This is a genomic window from Burkholderia sp. Bp9142, from assembly GCF_003853415.1.
Classification (GTDB): domain Bacteria; phylum Pseudomonadota; class Gammaproteobacteria; order Burkholderiales; family Burkholderiaceae; genus Burkholderia.
On the sequence record NZ_QTPP01000005.1, the window covers coordinates 199393 to 216098 of the forward strand.

Consider the following 16706-nt stretch of genomic DNA (forward strand, 5'->3'; position numbering starts at 1 on the left):
GACGACTGCTTGTCAAAGTTTCGGTTCATTCTACGCTGCAACGTCCGCTGCGGCCCCCGCCGCGGGCTGCGATAATTGCGTTGCAACGCAACCGGGCCGCGTCGCGGCCGCGCACGAGAGGACATTCGCATGGGCAACCGCTTGAGCAAGATCGCCACGCGCACGGGCGACGACGGCACCACCGGCCTCGGCGACGGGCGGCGCGTCGGCAAGGACGATGTACGGATCGCCGCGATCGGCGACGTCGACGAATTGAACTCGACCCTCGGCGTGCTGCTTGCCGAGCCGCTGCCGGACGACATTCGCACCGCGCTCGTCACGATCCAGCACGACCTGTTCGATCTCGGCGGCGAGCTGTGCATTCCGGGCCACGCGGTGCTCGACGACACGCACCTCGCGCGCCTCGACCGGTGGCTCGCCGACTACAACGCGACGCTGCCGCCGCTGAAGGAGTTCATCCTGCCGGCCGGCTCGCGCGCGGCGTCGCTTGCGCATGTCTGCCGGACGGTGTGCCGCCGCGCCGAGCGCTCGATCGTCGCGCTCGGGCGCACCGACACGCTCAATGATGCGCCGCGGCGGTACGTGAACCGGCTGTCGGACCTGCTGTTCGTGCTGGCGCGCGTGCTGAACCGCGCGGGTGGCGGCTCGGACGTGCTGTGGGAGCGCGGGCGCGTCCGCTGACGCCCGGTGTCGTTTTTCCGCGCTGCGACAATTTGCCCGAGGGGCGTCGATTTTTAAAGATGTATCGTATGTGCATGTTTAACGGAGAACGAACATGACCCACATCACCGCTGATCAGATGGCTCGCGTGAAGGCCACTGCCCCTGTCCTCGCCGTGCATGGCGCGACGATCACGAAGCATTTCTACCAGCGCATGTTCGCGCGGCATCCGGAATTGAAGAACCTGTTCAACCAGACGCACCAGAAGACCGGCAGCCAGCCGGAAACGCTCGCGAAGGCGGTCTATGCGTATGCGGCGAACATCGACAACCTCGGCGCGCTCGGCGGTGCGGTGTCGCACATCGCGCACAAGCACGCGAGCCTGAACATCCGCCCGGAGCATTACCCGATCGTCGGCGAGAACCTGCTCGCGTCGATCGTCGAGGTGCTCGGCGACGCGGTCGATGCGGAGACGCTCGAGGCATGGCGCGTCGCGTACGGCCAGCTCGCGCAGATCCTGATCGGCGCCGAGGCCGACCTGTACGCGGGCGCCGCGTGGAGCGGCTTCCGTCCGTTCAAGGTCGCCCGCAAGGTGCGTGAAAGCGACGAGATCACGTCGTTCTACTTGACGCCCGCCGACGGCGGCGAGGCGCCGACCTTCGAGCCGGGCCAGTACATCACGGTGAAGCGCTTCGTGGGCGATCTCGGCGTCGACCAGCCGCGCCAGTACAGCCTGTCCGACGCGCCGCACGGCAAGTGGCTGCGCATCTCGGTGAAGCGCGAGGCCGGCCAGCCGGAAGCGATCCCGGCCGGCAAGGTATCGACGCTGATGCATGACGGCGTGGAGGAGGGCGCGATCGTCGAGGTGACCGCGCCGATGGGCGAATTCTCGCTGAAGCGCGGCGTCGATACGCCGGTCGTGCTGATCTCCGGCGGCGTCGGCCTGACGCCGATGGTGTCGATGGTATCGACGCTGGCCGGCGAGGGCAGCCGGCGTGAGGTGCGGTTCGTCCACGCATGCCGGTCGGGCGCGGTGCATGCGTTCCGCGACTGGCTGAACGATACGGTGCGCGAACACGCCAACTTCAAGCGCACGGTGCTGTACGAACTGGTCGGCCCGAACGACCGTGTCGGCGTCGATCACGACCTCGAGGGGCGCCTGACGCCGGAGCGCGTGAAGCACTATGCGCTGGTGCCGGATGCCGACTACTACATCTGCGGCCCGATCGCGTTCATGAAGGCGCAACGCGATGCATTGGTCGCGCTCGGCGTCGCGCCGGAGCGCATCAATACCGAGATCTTCGGCTCGGGTGCGCTCGAGTGAGAGCCTGACGGCCGGTTTCGGCCAAGGCAATGAGAAAGCCCGGCGCGAGCCGGGTTTTGATTTTGTGGCGGGCAGCGCGTCAGGCGCGCAGCATCAGCGTGGCGTGATAGCGCCACACCTTGGGATCGGCGCTGACGAGCGGCATGCCTTCATGGAGTGCCTGCGCGACCATCACGCGGTCGAACGGATCGGCATGATCCGGAAAATCGGGCAGTGCGGCGACACCTTCGACGTGATCGCTGCTGATCGGCAATTCCGCAAAACCGGCGAGCCGGAATGCCGAACGCGCATCGCGTGGATGGACGGGCAGATTGCCTTTGCGGTATTTGATCGCGATTTCCCAGATGGACGCGGCGCTAACGTACAGCGTGTTTTCAGGATGTTCGATCAATGCGGCCGCGGTCGCCGAAAGTTGAGGCACGCCTTCAGCCGCCCATAGTGCGATGTGCGTATCGAGCAGCAGTTTCACGGTGCGAGTCCCTCTTTCGAGCTCGCGTCGAAGTCGGCGGCGATCGATTCATCGCCGGCATTGAATGCCTCGACGGTTGTCGGGATGTTCAGCCCGGCAAGCAACTGACGGGCTGCACCGATCCGTTTTGGCGCAGCATAAGGAACGATCCGGGCAACCGGATGACCATTGCGGGCGATCACGACTTCGGATTCGCGCCCCAGTTCAAGCGCTTCGACGAGGCTTGAGAGCCGCGACTTGGCATCGTGCATGTTGACGGTCGGCATGGTCACCCTCCTTGGTTAGCTAGATAATGTTAGCTAGTCTAGCAGAGCGAAACGACGACCGCAGGCTGGCCGCATGACCAATCCGCCGCCAGGCGGGGTCATGCGGTTCAGCCTGTTTGCGCCCGTCAGTTGCCGCTGCCGCGCGCGACGCGGCGTGCCTTCACCGATTCCGCGAGGCCTTCGAGCACCTTCACGCTGTCGTCCCACGCGATGCACGCGTCGGTGATGCTCTGGCCGTAGGTCAGCGGGCAGCCTTCCTTCAGGTCCTGGCGCCCCTCGACGAGGTGCGACTCGATCATCACGCCGACGATGCGCTCGTCGCCGGCCGCGACCTGGCGGCCGATGTCCGCGCACACGGGGATCTGGTTCTCGTGCTTCTTCGAGCTGTTCGCGTGGCTCGCGTCGATCATCAGACGCGCGGCGAGGCCGGCCTTGCCGATGTCCGCGCACGCGGCGTTCACGCTGTCCGCGTCGTAGTTCGGCGTCTTGCCGCCGCGCAGGATCACGTGGCAGTCTTCATTGCCGGCCGTCGACACGATCGCCGAGTGGCCGCCCTTGGTCACCGACAGGAAATGGTGTGGCTGCGACGCGGCCTTGATCGCGTCGACCGCGATCTTCACGTTGCCGTCGGTGCCGTTCTTGAAGCCGACCGGGCACGACAGCCCCGACGCCAGTTCGCGGTGCACCTGCGACTCGGTCGTGCGCGCGCCGATCGCGCCCCACGAGATCAGGTCGGCGATGTACTGCGGGCTGATCATGTCGAGGTATTCGGTCGCGGCCGGCAGCCCCATCTCGTTGATCTGCAGCAGCAGTTCACGCGCGGTGCGCAGCCCTTCGTTGATCTTGAAGCTGTTGTCCAGGTGCGGATCGTTGATGAGCCCCTTCCAGCCGACCGTCGTGCGCGGCTTCTCGAAGTACACGCGCATCACGATTTCCAGTTCGCCCGCGAAGCGCTCGCGCTCCTTCACGAGCCGCCCCGCATACTCGATCGCCGCCTTCGTATCGTGGATCGAGCACGGCCCGATCACGACGATCAGCCGGTCGTCCATCCCGTGCAGGATGCGGTGCATCGACTGGCGCGAGTTGTAGATCAGCTCGGACGCGGCCTCGGAGCACGCGAATTCGCGGATCAGGTGGGCGGGCGGCGTCAGTTCCTTGAGTTCGCGAATGCGGACGTCGTCGGTATTGTGCGGGGGCATGCTGTTTCTCCTTGTTTCCGGGCGCCGTTCGGTCAGTGGGCGTGCGGCAGATTCATCAATTCAGCTGATTCAGTGGTTTCGGTCGGGGCCGCGGGGCCCGCTGCGCAGCGACCGGGTGGCGAAGGGCGAAAAAAAACCGCCGGGTTCGCCGGCGGTTTTTTCGGGAATTTCGGTTGCGCTTCACGCGCCATCAACCCTCTCGATCCGCCAGCGGTCTGAGATGCCAAAAAAAGTAAAAATAAAACTTGGCGGACATGACGGAGATTCGGTTCGTCAAAAAAGTTGATTCGGAATTTATACCGCGTCGCCGGTCGGCTGGCAACCGGGGATGCTCAAAAATGCGGACAATCCGCGCGTATTCGTCAAAATGCGCGGATTGTCTGCGCCGCGATGCGGTTATGCCGTACCGCCGACCGTCATCTTGTCGATCCGCAGGGTCGGCTGGCCGACGCCGACCGGCACGCTCTGGCCTTCCTTGCCGCATACGCCGACGCCCGAGTCGAGCGACATGTCGTTGCCGATCATGCTCACGTACTTCAGCGATTCCGGGCCGCTGCCGATCAGCGTCGCGCCCTTCACCGGGTAGGTGACCTTGCCGTTCTCGATCATGTACGCCTCGGACGCCGAGAACACGAACTTGCCGTTCGTGATGTCGACCTGGCCGCCGCCGAAGTTCACCGCGTACAGGCCGTTCTTCACCGACGCGATGATTTCCTGCGGATCCTTGTCGCCGTTGAGCATGTACGTGTTGGTCATGCGCGGCATCGGCAGCGCCGCGTACGACTCGCGCCGCGCGTTGCCGGTGACGGGCATCTTCATCAGGCGCGCGTTCAGCGTGTCCTGGATGTAGCCCTTCAGGATGCCGTCCTCGATCAGCGTCGTGCACTGCGTCGGGTTGCCTTCGTCGTCGATGTTCAGCGAGCCGCGGCGGTTCGGCAGCGTGCCGTCGTCGACCACCGTCACGCCCTTGGCGGCAACCTGCTCGCCGATCCGGCCGGCGAATGCCGACGAACCCTTGCGGTTGAAGTCGCCCTCGAGACCGTGGCCGATCGCCTCGTGCAGCAGCACGCCCGGCCAGCCCGGCCCGAGCACGACCGTCATCGCGCCGGCCGGCGCGGGGCGCGCGTCGAGGTTCACGAGCGCCGCGTGCACGGCGTCGTCGACGTAGCGCGACAGCACGTCATCGGTGAAGTAGCCGTAGTCGAAGCGGCCGCCGCCGCCGCCGGAGCCGATCTCGCGGCGGCCGTTCTGTTCGGCGATCACCGTGACCGACACGCGCACGAGCGGGCGGATGTCGGCCGCGAGCGCGCCGTCGCTGCGCGCGACCAGCACGACGTCGTATTCGCCGGCGAGGCCCGCCATCACCTGCGTGACGCGCGGATCCCGGCCGCGCGCCATCTGCTCGATGCGCTCGAGCAGCTTGACCTTGGCGGTCGCGTCGAGCGATGCGAGCGGATCGGACGGCAGGTACAGGTCGCGGCCCGAGATGCCCTTCAGCGACGTCGCGGCCTTGATCTTCTGGCGGCCGCCGCCGGCCGCCGCGATCGCCTTGGTGGCCGCGGCTGCCTGCGCGATGGCTTCCGGCGACAGGTCGTCCGAGTAAGCGAACGCGGTGCGGTCGCCCGCGACCGCGCGCACGCCGACGCCCTGGTCGATGCTGAAGCTGCCCGACTTCACGATGCCTTCCTCGAGGCTCCACGCTTCGCTGCGGGTCGCCTGGAAGTACAGGTCCGCGTAGTCGACGCGATGCGTGAAGATGTCGGCGATCGTGCGCGTGAGCAGGCTCTCGTCGAGGCCGTACGGCGTGAGGAGGATGTCCTTCGCCAGCGCAAGATTGCGGATGCCGGGTTCGATGATGTTCATGCGGGTATCGAGGGTTCTCAAAAAGTTGTCGGGTGCGTTCTGGGCAGATGGGTTGGCCGGGCGGCGTTTCAAGCGCCGAGGCGTTTCAGCGGTTCAGGCCAGCACACGATGCCGCCACGCGGGCAGGCTCTGGCGCACGTCGGCGATGCGCTGCGGATCGAGCGCGCCGGACACGACGCTCGCGCCCTCGTCGCGGACCGCGACGATCTCGCCCCATGGGTCGATCAGCATGCTGTGGCCCCAGGTGCGCCGGCCGTTCTCGTGCTTGCCGCCCTGCGCGGCCGCGAGCACGTAGCACTGGTTCTCGACGGCCCGCGCGCGCAGCAGCATTTCCCAGTGCGCGCGGCCCGTCGTATACGTAAACGCGGACGGCACGACGATCAGCGCGCAGTCGCCCATCCTGCGATACAGCTCCGGAAAGCGCAGATCGTAACAGACCGACAGGCCGACCCGTCCGAACGGCGCGTCGAACGCGACGACCGTATCGCCCGCGCGGATCGTGCGCGCCTCATCGAATGATTCGTCGCCTTTCTCGAAGTTGAACAGGTGGATCTTGTCGTAGCGGGCCGCCTCCTGGCCGTTCGGGTCGAACACGAGCGTCGTGTTCAGCACGCGATCGGGTTCCGGCGCCTTCAGCGGCAGCGTGCCGCCGATCACCCAGATGCCGTGACGGTGCGCGGCCTGCGCGAGAAACCGCTGGATCGGACCGTCGCGGTAAGGTTCGGCGAGTGCGAGCTTGTCGGTGTCGCGGTGGCCCATGAAGCAGAAATACTCGGGCAGCAGCACGAGCTGCGCGCCGTCGCCGGCCGCTTCCGCGATCAGGCGGCCGGCTTCGGCGAGATTGCGCGTGACGTCCGGCGTGCTCACCATTTGCAGCGCGGCGACCCGAAAGGGCGTGGCGGAACGGGTGTGATCGGTCATCGCAGGATCGGTTGCGTCATAAATGGGGTGCGGCCCGGCACCATCGAGCGATCAATGGGTCGCCGCATCGGCCGGACCGTGATTCATCTTACCCTGATCGCCCCGCACCCGCTCGATGTGCGGATGCGCCCACGAGCCCGTGATCGTGTAGTCGAGTGCGAACGCGTGCGACAGCGTCTCCGACAGCGCGTAGTTCGCGGCCAGCACGCCGACGCCGAGCAGCGGATTGATGATGGCCGCTCCGATCGCGGCCGCGCCCGCACTGATCTTCGGCGCGACGTGCGCACGCAGGTCCTGCGTCTCGGTGCCGAGATCGACCGCGCCGCGCACTGTCACGTTCGCCGGCGCCGTCGTCATCGAGAAGTCGTCGGTGCGCGCGATCCCGTTCGAGATCCGGCTGGTGCCCGTGATCCTGTCGAACGGCAGCCCCTTGCCGATCACGTCGCGGAAATTCAGCGTCAGGAAGCGCGCGAGGCTCTGCAGGCTCAGCACGCCGAGCAGTTTCGCGGCGCCCGGATCGACCTTCAGGATCTGGCCGTGCTCCAGATCCAGCGCGACCTGGCCGCCGAACGACGGGAGATCGACCGCGGTCGGGCCGCCGCGCCAGCCGACCTTGCCGGTCACCGTGCCGTGGCCGTCCGCGAGCGTGCGCGGCAGGCCGACGCGGTCGAGCAGCGCGCCCGCGTTGCCGATGTCGAGCTTGAAGTCGAACACGCTGCGGCGCGGCGCGTCGTTTTCGTCGACGCCGCGCGCCAGCGCGCGGCGCGACGTGCGCCAGTTGCCGGTCGCCGTCAGCTTCGCGGCCGGGTTCGCCAGCTCGAGCTTGTCGAGCTGCCACACGGGCGCGCCGTCCTCGTCGATGTTGCGCGCATTGACGACGAGCCGGCCGATGTCGTGATCGCGCGCGACGACCTGGTCGACGATCAGGTCGACCGACGGTATCGGCCGGTCGGTCGGCGTCGGCAGGTTCATCGCGCGGCCGACGAGGTCGTGCTGCGCGCTCTGCGGAATCACGAGCTTCGCGAGCCGCGCGTTCAGCACGCCCGCGCCGTTGTGGCCGCCGCCCGGCGCCCACGACAGGTAGCCCGAGACCTGGTTCGACGCGATGTTCGCCTGCCACAGCTCGTCGACGTGCGACGCGCCGATGATCACGTTCTCCCAGTTGCGCTTGAGCAGCTTCAGCGTGCCGAAGTGGAGCGCGAAGCGCTTCGGCGTGAAGCTCGCGACGTCGATGCGCGGCGCGGCCTGCTCCGGCGCGCGCGGCGTGTCGCGCTGCAGCGTGTGAGCCAGCGCGAGCCACGCGTCGGCGTCCAGTTCGTCGACGTCGACGGCGGCGCTCACGCCGTCCTGCGGCAGGTCGGGCATCCGGTGGATGCCCATCGCGCCGCGTACCGCGCGCAGCGGCTGGTCGCGCGTCGCGTCGAGCAGGTAGGTCGCGGACACGGGGCCGAGCGTCAGGTCGGCGTGTTCGAGGCGCTTGCCGTCCGCCTGCGCGGCCGGCTGCAGCGTGAAGCGGAACGGCATCGGCGTGCCGGCCGGCTTCGCGAACGGCGCCGGGAAGTTCAGTGCGACGCCCGTCAGGTCGGAATGCGCGGCGATTTCCGGCAGGCGGCCCGGCGCGCCGCGCACGGCGAGCCGGTACGGCGCGTCGCCGACCACGTGCTCGAGCAGCGCCGCGGCCGTGCCGCGCAGGTTCAGCCCGCGCGCGGCGTCGAGCGCGAGCTTGCCGTCGACGTTCACCGCGTACGGGCCGTGCGACTGGAAGTTGCCGTTCGCGTGCACCGGGCCGCCGAGGAAGCGCCCTGACAGGTCGTGCAGCGACGCGCCGGCTTCGGTGAAGCGCACGCTGCCGCGCAGCGCCGACAATGGCGGCACGCCGTCGGTCGACAGCGTGTTGCCGCCGAATGCAAGCGCGCCTTCGACGTGCGTATGCGGATGCGGAACGTGCTGCGGAATCGTGATCTTGAGCGCGAGCGCCGCGGGCCCCTGCGCATCGATCCGCTGGCCGATGTGCCCGCTCATCGTGCCGAGCGAGCTGTTGTCCGCGTAGTCGATCAGATCCGCGAGCGGGCCTTGCGCATGGCCGTCGATGACGAGCGGCGACTTCGACGGGTTGCCGAGATCGTCGATCCGGCCGGCGACCTTCGTCAGCGCGACGCGCTTGTAGCGCGCGCGCGCGATGTCGAAGCGCAGCTTGTTCTGCGCGAGCTCGAACACGCCGTCGATTCCGTCGAGCGCCGGCCAGACGCTCGGCGTGCCGTTCGCGAGCTTGCGCGGCGGGTACGGCGTCGGCTCGAAGCGCCCGCCGGTGAACGGCGCGACGATATGGAACACGCCGGCATCCGGCTCGTGTTCGAACGGGAATTTCTCGAGCGGGCCGCGCGCGACGATCGACGCGCCCTTGGTCACCTGGCCGGCCTGCAGCGCATGGCCGAGATAGTCGCGCAGATGCTCGGACATCCCGGTCGGCAGGTAGCGCGGAATGCGCGCCACCGACGCGCGCGCGAAATCCGCGCGCAGGTCGAGCGTGCCGCGGCCGTGGCCGGGGTTCGTGTACGAGCCCGACACCGCGATCTCGGCATCGGGGTTCGCGACGAAGAGGTCGGGCAACGTCACGTCGACGCGCGCGTGCTTCTCGCCCGGCGCCGGCGTGATCACCCATTTCGCGTTGCCGCGCAGCCGGTCGAAGGTCAGGCGCGGCTCGTCGAATTCGCCGGGCACCGTGACCGCCGCGTTGACCGTGTCGAAGTGCGCGCTGCCGCCGGTTTCGTTCGCGTCGATGCGGCCCCACAGGTTCTCGACGCCCGGCCAGCCGGCGCGCGGATGGCCGCGCGGCGACAGGCCCGGCGGTGGCTCCTGCGCGGCGATGCTGATGCCCTGCAGATCGCCGAGAAAGCGGTAGCGGACGATCGGCGCGGAACCCGTGCGCCGTTCTTCGTCGGCGAGATCGGCCCGCGCCGGCTTCGCGCGTTCGACCTCGATGTGATAGTTCGACACCATCCCGCGCGGGTCGAGCTTGATCAGCTCGTTGCGCAGGCGCGCCGGCAGCGGCAGCCCGCGGATGAACTCGCTGAGGATGCCGAGATCGACGCGGTCGCCGACGACGCTCAGCAACTGCCCCTGGTCGGCGGCCGGCACGCGGTAGCGGGCGGTCAGCGTCGACAGCGCGAGCGAGCGGGCGAGCGGCGTGCCGTCCGGCAGCGGCGGCTGGCCGAGCGCCGCGTTGAAGCGCGTCAGGTGCAGCGTGTAGTCGCGGCCGGCGTTCAGCGCCATGTCCCAGCCGAACCCGACCGTCGGCACGTCGAGGCGCGGCTGGGTCGGCCGCACGCGCAGCACGACGTCGGCGCCCTGCAGGTCGCCGCCCGCGGAGCGCAGGTGGCCGTCCTGGAAGGTCGCCCAGATCGCGTTGTCGATCCGGCCCGCGTGGATCGTGAGCGGGATGTCGAGATAGCGGCCGAGCGTCTGCAGGTCGACCGGGCCGGTCGACAGATAGGCGTCGCCGGTCCAGTTCGTCGGCTTGCCGATCGGCGCGAGCGGCTTGTGCCTGAAGCGCGCGCGGAAGTCGAGCGGGCCGAGCAGCAAGGTGCCGTTCGCGGGGGCCTGAAGCGCGGCCTTGTGTTCGCGGCCGTGGTTGAGCACCGCGAGGCGGATGCCCGACAGTGCGAGCTCCGGCGCGTCGTGCTGCGCGTCGCGCCAGCGTAGCGTGCCGTTGCGCAGCACGATCGCTTCCTGCTTCAGCAGCCACGTGCTGAACGTGTCGTTGCCGCCGTGGGTGGTCGCGACGCCGACGCCCGCGACGGTCAGCGAGCCGTCGGCCGCGCGGGCGACGACGAGGTCGGGGTGGTCGACGATCAGGCTCGACAGCGCGGGCGACAGCCGCAGCAGCGACATCCACGACAGCGCGGCCGTCGCGTGCGGGACCGACAGCGCGATCCGGCCGTCACGGCCGCGAATGGTGAGGTTGGTGACTTCGACGCCCGGCTGCATGCCGGACCAGTTCGGAGACAGCTTGCCGATCGAAAGCTGCGCGTGGAGCTTGTCGGACACCGCGCGCTCGATGCGCGGCCGGTATTCGTCGATGCGCGGCAGCAGCACGTAGCGCAGCCCGAGGAATGCGCCGGACGCGATGAAGTAGGTGCCGATCCCGACTGCCAGCGTCACCCTGAACACGCGACGCAAGACCGGGTGATCGTGCTTCGGAGGTCCCGCTTCGGGCGCAGCTACGGCGGATTCCTGACGGTCGGACATGCGGCGGAAGGGCGGCGATATGGTAGTTTTGCAGACTGACGTTGAAATGTATCACAGGGGTTCGTGCCGGCGGCCGTTGCGGCAGCACGGCACGGGCTTTCCGGCGCGCGGTTTCGCGGCGGCGCATCCGCGTCGCGACACCGCGCCGAGTCCAAGGGGCCTGTCGGCAGCGGGGCGCGCACGTGTCGCCCCGCGGCGGCGGGCCTTACCGCCAGGCCCGCTTTTCGATGACCGACGCTTCCACCCTGATCAGCCCGTCCTACTCCCGCTACATCGCCCGCGCGGCCGCCGCGCGTCCTGCGCTGTCCGACCAGATCGCCGCGTGGGCCGCCGCGCCGCTTTCCCGCGCGCGGCTCGACGCGCGCCTGACCGAGCTGCTCGCGCCGCCGGCCGGCACGGCCGCGCCGGGCGACGAGCAGCTGAAGCGCGCGCTGCGGCAGTTGCGTGTCGAGGTGTTCGGCGCGGTCGCGGAGCGCGACCTGCGCGGCCTCGCCGATGTCGCCGAGGTGACGGCCGCGATGACCGATCTCGCCGAAGTGGCCGTGCAGCGCTCGCTCGCGCTGCTGTCGGCCGAGCTCGAGGCGATGTACGGCGAGCCGCGTGGCGCCGACGGCCAGCGCGTCGTGCTCGGCGTGGTCGGGATGGGCAAGCTCGGCGGCCGCGAGCTGAACGTGTCGTCGGACATCGACCTGATCTTCGTCTACGAGGACGACGGCGAGACGGCCGGCGGCACGCGCTCGCCGCTGTCCACCCAGGAGTACTTCACGCGGCTCGGGCGGCGCCTGATCGGCGTGCTGTCCGAGGTCACGGCCGACGGCTATGTTTTTCGCGTCGACATGCGGCTGCGTCCGAACGGCGATTCGGGGCCGCTCGTCTGCAGCCTCGGGATGCTCGAGGAATATTTCTACGTGCAGGGGCGCGAATGGGAGCGCTACGCGTGGATCAAGGGCCGGCTCGTGTCGGAAGGCGACAGCGACGCGGCGCAGCGGCTGGAGGCGCAGCTCGAATCGATCGTCAAGCCGTTCGTGTACCGCCGCTATCTTGACTTCGGCGTGATCGGCGCGATCCGTTCGCTGCACCAGCAGATTCGCCAGGAAGCCGCGCGCCGGGCGTCGATGCGGCCCGACAAGGCCGACGACATCAAGCTCGGGCGCGGCGGGATCCGCGAGATCGAATTCAGCGCGCAGGTGTTCCAGCTGATCCGCGGCGGCCAGGATGCGGAATTCCGCGTGCGGCCCACGCTCGCGGTGCTGCGCCATGCGCAGGCGCGGGGGCTGATCGGCGAGGACGTGCGCGAGCGCCTGACCGGCGCCTATAACTTCCTGCGCACGCTCGAGCACCGGCTCCAGTACCGCGACGACGCGCAGACGCACGCGATGCCGGTCGATCCGGACGAGCGCGCGGCGCTGGCCGCGTCGCTCGGCTTTGCGGACTACGCGGCGCTGATGACGGTGCTCGATGGCTATCGCACCTTCGTCGAGGCGCAGTTCGACCAGATTTTCGCGGACAAGGTGAGCGGTGGCCCCTGTGCGGCGGGCGAGGACACGTCGGCCGGGTGGATCTGGAGCGGGGCGCTCGCCGACGACGGCGAAGACGACACGCTGCTCGCGCGCCTCGATGGCCTGGGCTTCGCCGATCCGGCGACCGTGCTCGCGCGGCTGCGCGCGATCTGGCAGTCGTCGCGCTACGCGGGCCTGCCGGAAAAGAGCCGGCAGCGCTTCGACAGCGTCGCGCAGCGCGCGCTCGAGGCCGCGCCGCGAATCGACGCCGCGCGCCGCGACGACACCATCGTGCGGCTGTTCGACCTGCTCGAGACGGTCAGCCGGCGCGGCGTCTATCTCGCGCTCCTGACCGAGTACCCGGCCGCGCTCGACCGCGTGCTGTCGGTGCTCGGCGCGACGCGCTGGGGCGGCGGCTACCTGATCCGCCATCCGCAGCTGCTTGACGAACTGCTCGACGACGAAGCGATCGCGAGCCCGTTCGACTGGCCCGCATTCAAGGATGCACTGCGTGCGCGCCTGGCGGCAGCCGACGGCCCCGAGCAGCAGATGGACCTGCTGCGGCATGCGCAGCATGCGGAGGTGTTCCGCATCCTGCTGATCGATCTGGCGGGCCAGCTGTCGGTCGAGCACGTGAGCGACCGCCTGTCCGAACTCGCCGACGCGGTGCTCGACGTGACGATCGAAGTGGTCTGGTCGCAGCTCGCGAAGCGCCATCGCGACGTGCCGAAGTTCGCGGTGATCGCGTACGGCAAGCTCGGCGGCAAGGAGCTCGGCTACGCATCGGATCTCGACCTGATCTTCCTGTACGACGACTCCGACGAGCGCTCGGCGGACGTCTACACGACGTTCACGCGACGGCTGATCACGTGGCTCACGACCGCGACCGGCGCGGGCGCGCTGTTCGACATCGACCTGCGGCTGCGGCCGAACGGCGAGGCCGGGCTGCTCGTGACCGATCTCGACGCGTTCCGCCGCTACCAGCTGCGCGAGGGTGATGCGGCGAACACCGCGTGGGTGTGGGAGCACCAGGCGCTGACGCGCGCCCGCTACAGCGCGGGCGACGCGCAGATCGGCGCGGACTTCGAGGCGATCCGCCAGCAGGTGCTGACGACGCCGCGCGACGGGGCGGTGCTCGCGAAGGAAATCGTCGACATGCGCGGCAAGGTGTTCGCGGGCCATCCGAACCAGACCGAGCTGTTCGACCTGAAGCACGATCGCGGCGGGATGGTCGACATCGAGTTCATCGTCCAGTATTGGGTGCTGCTGCATGCGTCGAGCGATGCCGAGCTGATCCGCAACACCGGCAACATCGCGCTGCTGCGCGAGGTCGCGCGGTTCGGGCTGATGGGCGAGGACGAGGCCGAGCGTGTCGGCGCCGCGTACCGCCAGTACCGGAAGCTGCAGCACAAGCTGCGGCTCGACGGGATGGAGAAGGCGCGGGTCGATCCGGGCCTGGTGGCCGACGAGCGGGCGGCCGTGACGGCGCTGTGGGAGCGCGTGTTCGGGGCGGTCGAAACGGGCGTTTGAGTCGAACGTTCGACTCTGCGGGGCAGGGCGGGCGCCGATCGAGCGGCCGCTTTCCGCATCAGGAGACCGGCGCATGCGCCGGTCTTTTCGCATTCGACGAACGGATAGCGGGGTGGGCGCGTCAGGCCGCCAGCATTTCCTTCGCGTGCTTGCGCGTAGTCGCCGTGATCTCGAGCCCGCCGAGCATCCGCGCGACTTCCTCGACCCGGCTCGCCTTGTCGAGCGGGACGACCGACGAGACGGTGCCGCCGCGGTCGTCGGCGCCCTTCGCGACCTGGAAGTGATGATCGCCGCGCGCGGCGACCTGCGGCAGGTGCGTCACGCACAGCACCTGGCGGTCGCGCCCGAGCTGGTGCAGCAGGCGGCCGACCACTTCGGCGACGCCGCCGCCGATCCCCGTGTCGACTTCGTCGAAAATCAGCGTCGGCGTCGGGCTTGCCGCGCTCGCGATCACCGCGAGCGCGAGGCTGATCCGCGCGAGTTCGCCGCCCGACGCGACTTTGGCGAGCGGCCGCAGCGGCACGCCGGGGTGCCCGGCGACCCGGAATTCGACCTGCTCGAGCCCGTGCGGGCCACCGTCGGCGAGCGGCACGAGCGCGACTTCGAAGCTGCCGCCCGCCATCGACAGTTCCTGCATGCCGGCCGTGACGGCCGTGCCGAGCGCCTTCGCGGCCTGCGCGCGCGCTTTCGACAGGTGCCTCGCGTCGGCGAGATAGGCGTCCCATGCCTTCGACTGTGCGGCATCGAGCGCGCCGAGATCGGCAGCCGCGTCGAGCGCGGCCAGTTGCGCGCGGCGTGCCGCATGTTCCTCGTGCAGCGTGCCGGGCGGCAGCCGGAACTTGCGGGCGGTCGAGTGCAGCGCGTCGAGGCGCGTTTCGACCTGCGCGAGCCGGGCCGGGTCGAGATCGAGGCGCTGCGCGTAGTGCGACAGCGAATAGACGGCTTCCTGCAGCTGGATCTCGGCCGGCTCGAGCGACGCGAGCGCATCGCCGAGCCCCGTGTCGTAGTCGGCCAGGCTGCGCAGCTTCGACACGATCGCGCCGAGCTGCGGGAGCATCGCGTCGTCGGCTTCCGACAGCGCGTTGAGCGCGCCCTGCACGCCGGCGATCAGGTTCGCCGAGTGCGACAGCCGCTTGTGCTCGCTGCCGACCTCGTCCCATTCGCCCGGTTGCGGCGCGAGCTTGTCGAGCTCGGCGAGCTGCCAGGCGAGTTTTTCGCGTTCGAGCTGCAGTTCGCGCTCGTGCGCCTTCGCGGCGTCGATCGCCTGCGTCGCGTCGCGCCATACGCGCCACGCGCGGGCGACGTTCGCGGCATCGGCGACGAGGCCTGCGTGCGTGTCGAACAGCTCGCGCTGCGCGTCGGGCCGCATCAGCAACTGGTGCGCGTGCTGGCCGTGGATGTCGACCAGCATCTCGCCGAGCTCGCGCAGCTGCGCGAGCGTCGCACTGGTGCCGTTGATGAACGCGCGCGAGCGGCCGTTCGCGTCGATCACGCGGCGCAGCATCACGGTGTCCTCGGCGTCGAACGCATGTTCGTCGAGCCAGCGCGCGACGCGGTCGTGCGGCGTGAATTCGGCGGTGATGTCGGCGCGGCCGCAGCCCGCGCGCACGACGCTCGCGTCGGCGCGTTCGCCGAGGGCGAGGGCGAGGGCGTCGATCAGGATCGATTTGCCGGCGCCGGTTTCGCCGGAAAAGACGGTAAAGCCGCTGTCGAATTCAAGATCGAGCGCGGCGACGATGACGAAGTCGCGAATCGAGAGGTGGCGGAGCATGGTGTCGGGCGGGGGTGCGTCAGGACGCCTTGTCGTCTTCGTTCGATGCGTGTTCGTTCCAGTGCAGCTTCTTGCGCAGCGTTGCGTAGTAGCTGTAGCCGACCGGGTGCAGGAACGGCACCGTGTGCTTCGAGCGGCGCACCTCGATCGTGTCGTTCAGCTCGAGCGCGGTGAACGACTGCATGTCGAAGTTCACGTTGACGTCGCGGCCGCCGACGATCTGGATCGCGATCTTCGAATCGTCGGGCAGCACGATCGGCCGGTTCGACAGCGCATGCGGCGCGATCGGCACGAGCACGATGCCCTGGAGTTGCGGATGCAGGATCGGGCCGGCCGACGACAGCGCATACGCGGTCGAGCCGGTCGGCGTCGCGACGATCAGGCCATCCGAGCGCTGGTTATACATGTACCGGCCGTCGACCGACGCGCGCAGCTCGACCATCCCGGAAAAGCCGCTGCGGTTCACGACGACGTCGTTGAACGCGAGCGCGTGGTAGATCGGTTCACCGTCGCGCACGATCCGGGCCTCGAGCAGCGAGCGCTCCTCGCGCTCGAACTTGCCCGACAGGATCACTGGAACGCGCGCCTGCATGTCGGCGGCCGCGATGTCCGTGATGAAGCCGAGCCGCCCGTGGTTGATCCCGATCAGCGGCGTCTTGTACGGCGCGAGCTGGCGGCCGATGCCGAGCATCGTGCCGTCGCCGCCGAGCACGACCGCCACGTCCGCGCGCGCCCCGATTTCCGCCGGGGTGAGCGCCGGATAGCCGGAGATGCCGATCTCGCGCGCGGTGTCGGCTTCGAACACGACCTCGAAGCCGAGCTTCGCGATGCAGCCAGCCAGCGTGGCGAGCGGCTCGGCGATGCCGGGCGTGTTGCTCCGGCCGACGAGCGCGACGGTGTTGAACTGATTACCGGTTTTCATGCCGGCATTACACCATAGCTCGTTGACGAAAAGA

At 69.0% G+C, this 16706-nt stretch carries 12 protein-coding genes; 4 read left to right on the forward strand and 8 right to left on the reverse strand.

Features of this window, described 5'->3' with window-relative positions; genetic code table 11:
• Nucleotides 1-129 precede the first annotated feature (129 nt).
• Nucleotides 130-681, forward strand: coding sequence for a cob(I)yrinic acid a,c-diamide adenosyltransferase (locus DIE22_RS08205; protein ID WP_124498245.1), 552 nt, complete (start codon nt 130-132; stop codon nt 679-681).
• A 94-nt stretch (nt 682-775) separates the two neighbouring features.
• The gene (hmpA, locus tag DIE22_RS08210) at nt 776-1984 is read left to right on the forward strand and encodes an NO-inducible flavohemoprotein (protein ID WP_124498246.1); all 1209 of its coding nucleotides are present in this window, start codon (nt 776-778) and stop codon (nt 1982-1984) included.
• A gap of 79 nt (nt 1985-2063) precedes the next feature.
• Here hmpA and DIE22_RS08215 read toward each other — a convergent pair whose 3' ends face one another.
• The 3 genes from DIE22_RS08215 to aroG form a co-directional block, all read right to left on the reverse strand.
• Nucleotides 2064-2453, reverse strand: a complete 390-nt coding sequence (locus DIE22_RS08215; protein WP_124498247.1) for a type II toxin-antitoxin system VapC family toxin — start codon at nt 2451-2453, stop codon at nt 2064-2066.
• Nucleotides 2450-2719, reverse strand: a complete 270-nt coding sequence (locus tag DIE22_RS08220) for a type II toxin-antitoxin system Phd/YefM family antitoxin (RefSeq protein ID WP_124498248.1) — start codon at nt 2717-2719, stop codon at nt 2450-2452. The genes DIE22_RS08215 and DIE22_RS08220 overlap by 4 nt, the downstream gene beginning before the upstream one ends.
• Nucleotides 2720-2844: 125 nt before the next feature.
• Nucleotides 2845-3918, reverse strand: coding sequence for a 3-deoxy-7-phosphoheptulonate synthase AroG (aroG, locus tag DIE22_RS08225; RefSeq protein WP_124498249.1), 1074 nt, complete (start codon nt 3916-3918; stop codon nt 2845-2847).
• On the opposite strand from aroG, the gene DIE22_RS38120 reads away from it, so the two are divergent.
• Nucleotides 3917-4204, forward strand: a complete 288-nt coding sequence (locus DIE22_RS38120; RefSeq protein ID WP_185640573.1) for a hypothetical protein — start codon at nt 3917-3919, stop codon at nt 4202-4204. The two genes, aroG and DIE22_RS38120, sit on opposite strands and share 2 nt — an antisense overlap.
• Nucleotides 4205-4314: 110 nt before the next feature.
• Here the strand turns inward: DIE22_RS38120 and tldD are convergent, their stop codons facing one another.
• The 3 genes from tldD to DIE22_RS08240 form a co-directional block, all read right to left on the reverse strand.
• A complete protein-coding gene (tldD, locus tag DIE22_RS08230; protein WP_124498250.1) occupies nt 4315-5781 on the reverse strand; it encodes a metalloprotease TldD in 1467 nt (488 codons plus the stop codon).
• Between the two features lie 93 nt (nt 5782-5874).
• The gene (locus DIE22_RS08235) at nt 5875-6702 is read right to left on the reverse strand and encodes a carbon-nitrogen hydrolase family protein (protein ID WP_124498251.1); all 828 of its coding nucleotides are present in this window, start codon (nt 6700-6702) and stop codon (nt 5875-5877) included.
• 51 nt (nt 6703-6753) lie between these two features.
• On the reverse strand, nt 6754-10950 hold the full coding sequence (locus DIE22_RS08240; RefSeq protein ID WP_124604845.1) for a YhdP family protein: 4197 nt from the start codon (nt 10948-10950) through the stop codon (nt 6754-6756).
• A gap of 227 nt (nt 10951-11177) precedes the next feature.
• Between DIE22_RS08240 and glnE the strand changes: the two genes are divergently transcribed.
• Complete coding sequence (gene glnE / locus DIE22_RS08245) at nt 11178-13979, forward strand: bifunctional [glutamate--ammonia ligase]-adenylyl-L-tyrosine phosphorylase/[glutamate--ammonia-ligase] adenylyltransferase (RefSeq protein WP_124498253.1); 2802 nt, start codon at nt 11178-11180, stop codon at nt 13977-13979.
• Between the two features lie 121 nt (nt 13980-14100).
• Here the strand turns inward: glnE and recN are convergent, their stop codons facing one another.
• Both recN and DIE22_RS08255 read right to left on the reverse strand, forming a co-directional pair.
• A complete protein-coding gene (recN, locus tag DIE22_RS08250) occupies nt 14101-15750 on the reverse strand; it encodes a DNA repair protein RecN (protein ID WP_124498254.1) in 1650 nt (549 codons plus the stop codon).
• Nucleotides 15751-15769: 19 nt separating this feature from the next.
• Entirely contained in the window at nt 15770-16672 is a 903-nt protein-coding gene (locus DIE22_RS08255) for an NAD kinase (protein ID WP_124498255.1), read from the reverse strand.
• Nucleotides 16673-16706 lie beyond the last annotated feature (34 nt).